Here is a 5,796-nt window from a genome sequence, read left to right on the forward strand (position 1 = left end):
GCGGACGCTATTAAAAAAATAGAAGGTTCTAAAAAACACCAAGAACAAATGAAAAATTTTGAAAAAAATAGGGAAAATATTGAAGAATTAAAGAAAATAACCGAAAAAGCAAAAGAAGAATTTAATAATGCACTTAAGAAGTTCAAATAGAACTTAATAAATTAAGTGACACAAATTTTAAAAAGAACGAATTTAAAGAAAAAAATCCAAAATGCTAATAGTATTGCAACTTTAAAACAAATAAAACTTCAAATTGAAGATGAGATTAGCGAACAACAAAAGAAACAATCAAAACCAAAAACCACAGATAAAAAGAAATGAAAATAAAACAAATGTTGCAACTATTGTAACTCCACTAGTTTTAATTCCATCTATAGCTGCTGCTGGATTTGGAATTTGATATGCTATAAAACACGTAAGAAAAGTATCAAGAATTAATTTAGATTTATAGATGTTAAAAAATTTAACCTTATTTGTTAGGGTTAGATTTTTTAATAGATAAATAAGAACATTTGATTTTTAAAATTGAAAAATATCAATTTTATTTCAAAACTTCTAGACATTTTTTTTTTTTTTTTTGCAATCTTTTTATAAAATATTATCAATAAGTAAGAAGTGATGAAAGTAAATATTATTTATAAAAGTATATTGAAACAAAAATCTTTTTAATATATAAAATTAAATTAATTGAATTAGAATTAAGTTTTTATTTTTAACTTTAAAAAGTTATTAATAATAATTTATAACCTTTGTAGTTTAAAATGTTAAAGATAATGATTTTTAAATAAAACAAAATAAAAATTTATAAGGAGAAATTATGAAATTTAGGTTAAGTCTATTATTGAATGCATCTATTATTGCTAGTGCACCATTAGTTGTGAGTGCTCAAGGTAAAAGCGAGACCAAAAAGTCAAAAAAATACTCAGGAAATATTGGCTCATGATAGTGATGTTTATAGTGCAAACCTTTAGAACGACCTGACTATGAATGATTATGATGATGTAGATAGCTATGGACTATATTGAGATGCTGAAGCTTTTAAAACTCATTATGATATGACATTTGCATATAGAATTTTGAAAAAATTAATAGGGGTCAATGATCAAAAACTTGATAAATTACCTTATAAAGAAAAATTAAAAGACTTAATTCCTTCACTTGGTCCAGAGTTTGAAAATATAGGTTCTATATATTTATTTGCAACACACAATGAACTTTGAAAGTCATTTATAAAACCATGAGAAGACGTAAAGTTTAATTATGGTTCTTATTTAAAAGAGCAATATAAAAGCAAACATAATGATTCGAATGACAAAATTACAAAAGATTTAAAAAGTAGTGAAACACACGGTATATTTTTATCAAAGGCTAATGACATTTTTCAAGTGCGAACGATGGTAGCTCATTTTGAAGCAATTAATTTATTCATTAAACATAAAGATAACACTGAAATAAAAGATTTAATATTAATGTTATTTAAAGTTGATAGAGGTGCTAATACTGCTGATCCTGCATATAAAAATACGTTAGATGATTCACTACCAATTCTTAATGAAATAGAGAAAAAGCTGGTGAAAATTTAGTTAGCGATATAGCTAAACAGGTTGAAGAAGATAATAAGCATGATAAGATAATATATGACGCATTGCTTTCTGCTCGTAGAGCATTTGGTTCTCCTGAATATAATGAAAAAATTAAGCCATTAGTTAGACAGGTTTCTGAAACAAGCACCACAGAATTTTTAAAGAAAATTAATAAGTGTTTCTGATTCAATTTATCTTAAAAGAGAAACAAAAAGTTTGATGCAGTTTTGAAGAACTAAAAAGTAAAAATAAAGAAAATGAATTTAGAACTAGAATAAACAATGCTCGAAATGTTGGACTTTTAAGAGATGTATATGCTGATTTAGTGACTGAAAAAATTAAACAGGTTCAAGAAGAAGTGAAAAATTCTATTGATAAGACAAATGGTTCTGACGATTATAATGATTTTAATTCTAAATTTGCTGCAATAAAAGACAAAAACGACAACACTGTTAGTCAAAAGAAAGTGGATAAAGACGCCATTCGACAAAAAATGAAGAGATTTGGTGCTAATCAAAAGTCTGTCAAAATAGACATTAAAGAAGAAAAAGATAAGCAACGTGAAAAATTGGCTATTCAACTTAAAGAGCAAGCGGTAACGCTTGAACAACTAGAAGCACTTAAACAAGAAACTAATAATCTTTATCTTGAAGAAAGTGATAAAACAAGAACTCTTATTAATAGCATCGATTCTCATATCAACAAAATAAAAAACTTGAGGAATTTAAAAAAGCTAGAGATATTAAAACTCTTAAAAAAATAGCAGAAGAAGCTAAACAAATTAAAGAAGCAGAGGATTTAGAAAAAGCTAAAAGCGGAGCCGCAAAAGCTGTGCAAAGCGCTTTTGGTTCAATTAAATATGATGAATATCAAAATGCTTATGGAAGCAAATGATGATATTGTTAAATTTAATGAATTGATCAAATTAGCAGGTGGTGAATATGAAGCTAAAAGCAACGAAGTGAAAGCAAACATAGATAGTTTAGATGATAAAAAAAGATTTTAAAGATAAATTTGAAAATGTTAAAAATATTGCTGATTTAGAGGAATTAAATAAGAAAATATTACCTGAAAGAAAATCCAGGATTTAGCAAGAGCGAAAAAAAGAGCAAAAACTGCTGTTGAAAGTACAAATGGTTCAAAACAATATGAAGCATTTTTAAAGAGATTAAACGATAATAATGAAAAAACCGACGAATTAAATAAACTAGCCTCAGAAGCAGAAAATGTTTATAATGATGAAAAGCAAAAAGTAGTAGATGTTTTTGAAAAACTTTTAGATAAAAACAATATAGAGACAAATTTTCTTTTAATCTCAATTTTGTCTCTATATTGTTTTTATCTAAAAGTTTTTCAAAAACATCTACTACTTTTTGCTTTTCATCATTATAAACATTTTCTGCTTCTGAGGCTAGTTATTTAATTCGTCGGTTTTTTCATTATTATCGTTTAATCTCTTTAAAAATGCTTCATATTGTTTTGAACCATTTGTACTTTCAACAGCAGTTTTGCTCTTTTTTTCGCTCTTGCTAAATCCTGGATTTTCTTTCAGGTAATATTTTCTTATTTAATTCCTCTAAATCAGCAATATTTTTAACATTTTCAAATTTATCTTTAAAATCTTTTTTTATCATCTAAACTATCTATGTTTGCTTTCACTTCGTTGCTTTTAGCTTCATATTCACCACCTGCTAATTTGATCAATTCATTAAATTTAACAATATCATCATTTGCTTCCATAAGCATTTTTTGATATTCATCATATTTAATTGAACCAAAAGCGCTTTGCACAGCTTTTGCGGCTCCGCTTTTAGCTTTTTCTAAATCCTCTGCTTCTTTAATTTGTTTAGCTTCTTCTGCTATTTTTTTAAGAGTTTTAATATCTCTAGCTTTTTTAAATTCCTCAAGTTTTTTATTTTTGTTGATATGAGAATCGATGCTATTAATAAGAGTTCTTGTTTTATCACTTTCTTCAAGATAAAGATTATTAGTTTCTTGTTTAAGTGCTTCTAGTTGTTCAAGCGTTACCGCTTGCTCTTTAAGTTGAATAGCCAATTTTTCACGTTGCTTATCTTTTTCTTCTTTAATGTCTATTTTGACAGACTTTTGATTAGCACCAAAATCTCTTCATTTTTTGTCGAATGCGTCTTTATCCACTTTCTTTTGACTAACAGTGTTGTCGTTTTTGTCTTTTATTGCAGCAAATTTAGAATTAAAATCATTATAATCGTCAGAACCATTTGTCTTATCAATAGAATTTTTCACTTCTTCTTGAACCTGTTTAATTTTTTCAGTCACTAAATCAGCATATACATCTCTTAAAAGTCCAACATTTCGAGCATTGTTTATTCTAGTTCTAAATTCATTTTCTTTATTTTTACTTTTAGTTCTTCAAAAACTGCATCAACTTTTTGTTTCTCTTTAAGATAAATTGAATCAGAAACACTTATTAATTTCTTTAAAAATTCTGTGGTGCTTGTTTCAGAAACCTGTCTAACTAATGGCTTAATTTTTTCATTATATTCAGGAGAACCAAATGCTCTACGAGCAGAAAGCAATGCGTCATATATTATCTTATCATGCTTATTATCTTCTTCAACCTGTTTAGCTATATCGCTAACTAAATTTTCACCAGCTTTTTCTCTTATTTCATTAAGAATTGGTAGTGAATCATCTAACGTATTTTTATATGCAGGATCAGCAGTATTAGCACCTCTATCAACTTTAAATAACATTAATATTAAATCTTTTATTTCAGTGTTATCTTTATGTTTAATGAATAAATTAATTGCTTCAAAATGAGCTACCATCGTTCGCACTTGAAAAATGTCATTAGCCTTTGATAAAAATATACCGTGTGTTTCACTACTTTTTAAATCTTTTGTAATTTTGTCATTCGAATCATTATGTTTGCTTTTATATTGCTCTTTTAAATAAGAACCATAATTAAACTTTACGTCTTCTCATGGTTTTATAAATGACTTTCAAAGTTCATTGTGTGTTGCAAATAAATATATAGAACCTATATTTTCAAACTCTGGACCAAGTGAAGGAATTAAGTCTTTTAATTTTTCTTTATAAGGTAATTTATCAAGTTTTTGATCATTGACCCCTATTAATTTTTTCAAAATTCTATATGCAAATGTCATATCATAATGAGTTTTAAAAGCTTCAGCATCTCAATATAGTCCATAGCTATCTACATCATCATAATCATCATAGTCAGGTCGTTCTAAAGGTTTTGCACTATAAACATCACTATCATGAGCCAATATTTCCTGAGTATTTTTTGACTTTTTTGGTCTCGCTTTTACCTTGAGCCACTCACAACTAATGGTGCACTAGCAATAATAGATGCATTCAATAATAGACTTAACCTAAATTTCATAATTTCTCCTTATAAATTTTTATTTTGTTTTATTTAAAAATCATTATCTTTAACATTTTAAACTACAAAGGTTATAAATTATTATTAATAACTTTTTAAAGTTAAAATAAAAACTTAATTCTAATTCAATTAATTTAATTTTATATATTAAAAAGATTTTTGTTTCAATATACTTTTATAAATAATATTTACTTTCATCACTTCTTACTTATTGATAATATTTTATAAAAAGATTGCAAAAAAAAAAAAAAAAATGTCTAGAAGTTTTGAAATAAAATTGATATTTTTTCAATTTTAAAAATCAAATGTTCTTATTTATCTATTAAAAAATCTAACCCTAACAAATAAGGTTAAATTTTTTAACATCTATAAATCTAAATTAATTCTTGATACTTTTCTTACGGTGTTTTATAGCATATCAAATTCCAAATCCAGCAGCAGCTATAGATGGAATTAAAACTAGTGGAGTTACAATAGTTGCAACATTTGTTTTATTTTCATTTTCTTTTTTATCTGTGGTTTTTGGTTTTGATTGTTTCTTTTGTTGTTCGCTAATCTCATCTTCAATTTGAAGTTTTATTTGTTTTAAAGTTGCAATACTATTAGCATTTTGGATTTTTTCTTTAAATTCGTTCTTTTTTAAAATTTGTGTCACTTAATTTATTAAGTTCTATTTGAACTTCTTAAGTGCATTATTAAATTCTTCTTTTGCTTTTTCGGTTATTTTCTTTAATTCTTCAATATTTTCCCTATTTTTTTCAAAATTTTTCATTTGTTCTTGGTGTTTTTTAGAACCTTCTATTTTTTTAATAGCGTCCGCTGTAT

8 protein-coding genes are annotated in these 5,796 nt (G+C 25.9%); 5 read left to right on the plus strand and 3 right to left on the minus strand.

The genetic code is table 4. The features are described 5' to 3' along the window. Positions 1 to 259: 259 nt before the first annotated feature. The 5 genes from EXC48_RS00200 to EXC48_RS05030 all read left to right on the plus strand — a co-directional run bounded on the left by EXC48_RS00200 (position 260) and on the right by EXC48_RS05030 (position 2,589). Positions 260 to 451: a hypothetical protein gene (locus tag EXC48_RS00200; protein ID WP_129720340.1), complete on the plus strand. Its 192-nt coding sequence runs from the start codon at positions 260 to 262 to the stop codon at positions 449 to 451. A gap of 366 nt (positions 452 to 817) precedes the next feature. Then, positions 818 to 946: a hypothetical protein gene (locus EXC48_RS05025; RefSeq protein ID WP_268814393.1), complete on the plus strand. Its 129-nt coding sequence runs from the start codon at positions 818 to 820 to the stop codon at positions 944 to 946. 37 nt (positions 947 to 983) lie between these two features. Further along, positions 984 to 1,583 carry a hypothetical protein gene (locus tag EXC48_RS00205; protein WP_129720341.1) on the plus strand — a complete coding sequence of 200 codons (600 nt, stop codon included), beginning with the start codon at positions 984 to 986 and terminating at the stop codon, positions 1,581 to 1,583. A gap of 175 nt (positions 1,584 to 1,758) precedes the next feature. Next, the gene (locus EXC48_RS00210; protein ID WP_129720342.1) at positions 1,759 to 2,346 is read left to right on the plus strand and encodes a hypothetical protein; all 588 of its coding nucleotides are present in this window, start codon (positions 1,759 to 1,761) and stop codon (positions 2,344 to 2,346) included. Positions 2,347 to 2,463: 117 nt separating this feature from the next. Further along, positions 2,464 to 2,589 (plus strand): hypothetical protein, encoded by a 126-nt coding sequence (locus EXC48_RS05030; RefSeq protein ID WP_268814394.1) that lies wholly within the window; start codon positions 2,464 to 2,466, stop codon positions 2,587 to 2,589. Between the two features lie 608 nt (positions 2,590 to 3,197). Here the strand turns inward: EXC48_RS05030 and EXC48_RS00215 are convergent. The 3 genes from EXC48_RS00215 to EXC48_RS00225 all read right to left on the minus strand — a co-directional run bounded on the left by EXC48_RS00215 (position 3,198) and on the right by EXC48_RS00225 (position 5,626). After that, on the minus strand, positions 3,198 to 3,881 hold the full coding sequence (locus EXC48_RS00215; protein WP_129720343.1) for a hypothetical protein: 684 nt from the start codon (positions 3,879 to 3,881) through the stop codon (positions 3,198 to 3,200). Positions 3,882 to 3,928: 47 nt separating this feature from the next. Then, positions 3,929 to 4,855 (minus strand): hypothetical protein, encoded by a 927-nt coding sequence (locus tag EXC48_RS00220; RefSeq protein WP_129720344.1) that lies wholly within the window; start codon positions 4,853 to 4,855, stop codon positions 3,929 to 3,931. A gap of 495 nt (positions 4,856 to 5,350) precedes the next feature. Next, the gene (locus tag EXC48_RS00225; protein ID WP_129720345.1) at positions 5,351 to 5,626 is read right to left on the minus strand and encodes a hypothetical protein; all 276 of its coding nucleotides are present in this window, start codon (positions 5,624 to 5,626) and stop codon (positions 5,351 to 5,353) included. Positions 5,627 to 5,796: the final 170 nt, after the last annotated feature.

Source organism: Mycoplasmopsis cynos, assembly GCF_900660545.1.
GTDB classification, from domain to species: Bacteria; Bacillota_I; Bacilli_A; order Mycoplasmatales; family Metamycoplasmataceae; genus Mycoplasmopsis; species Mycoplasmopsis cynos.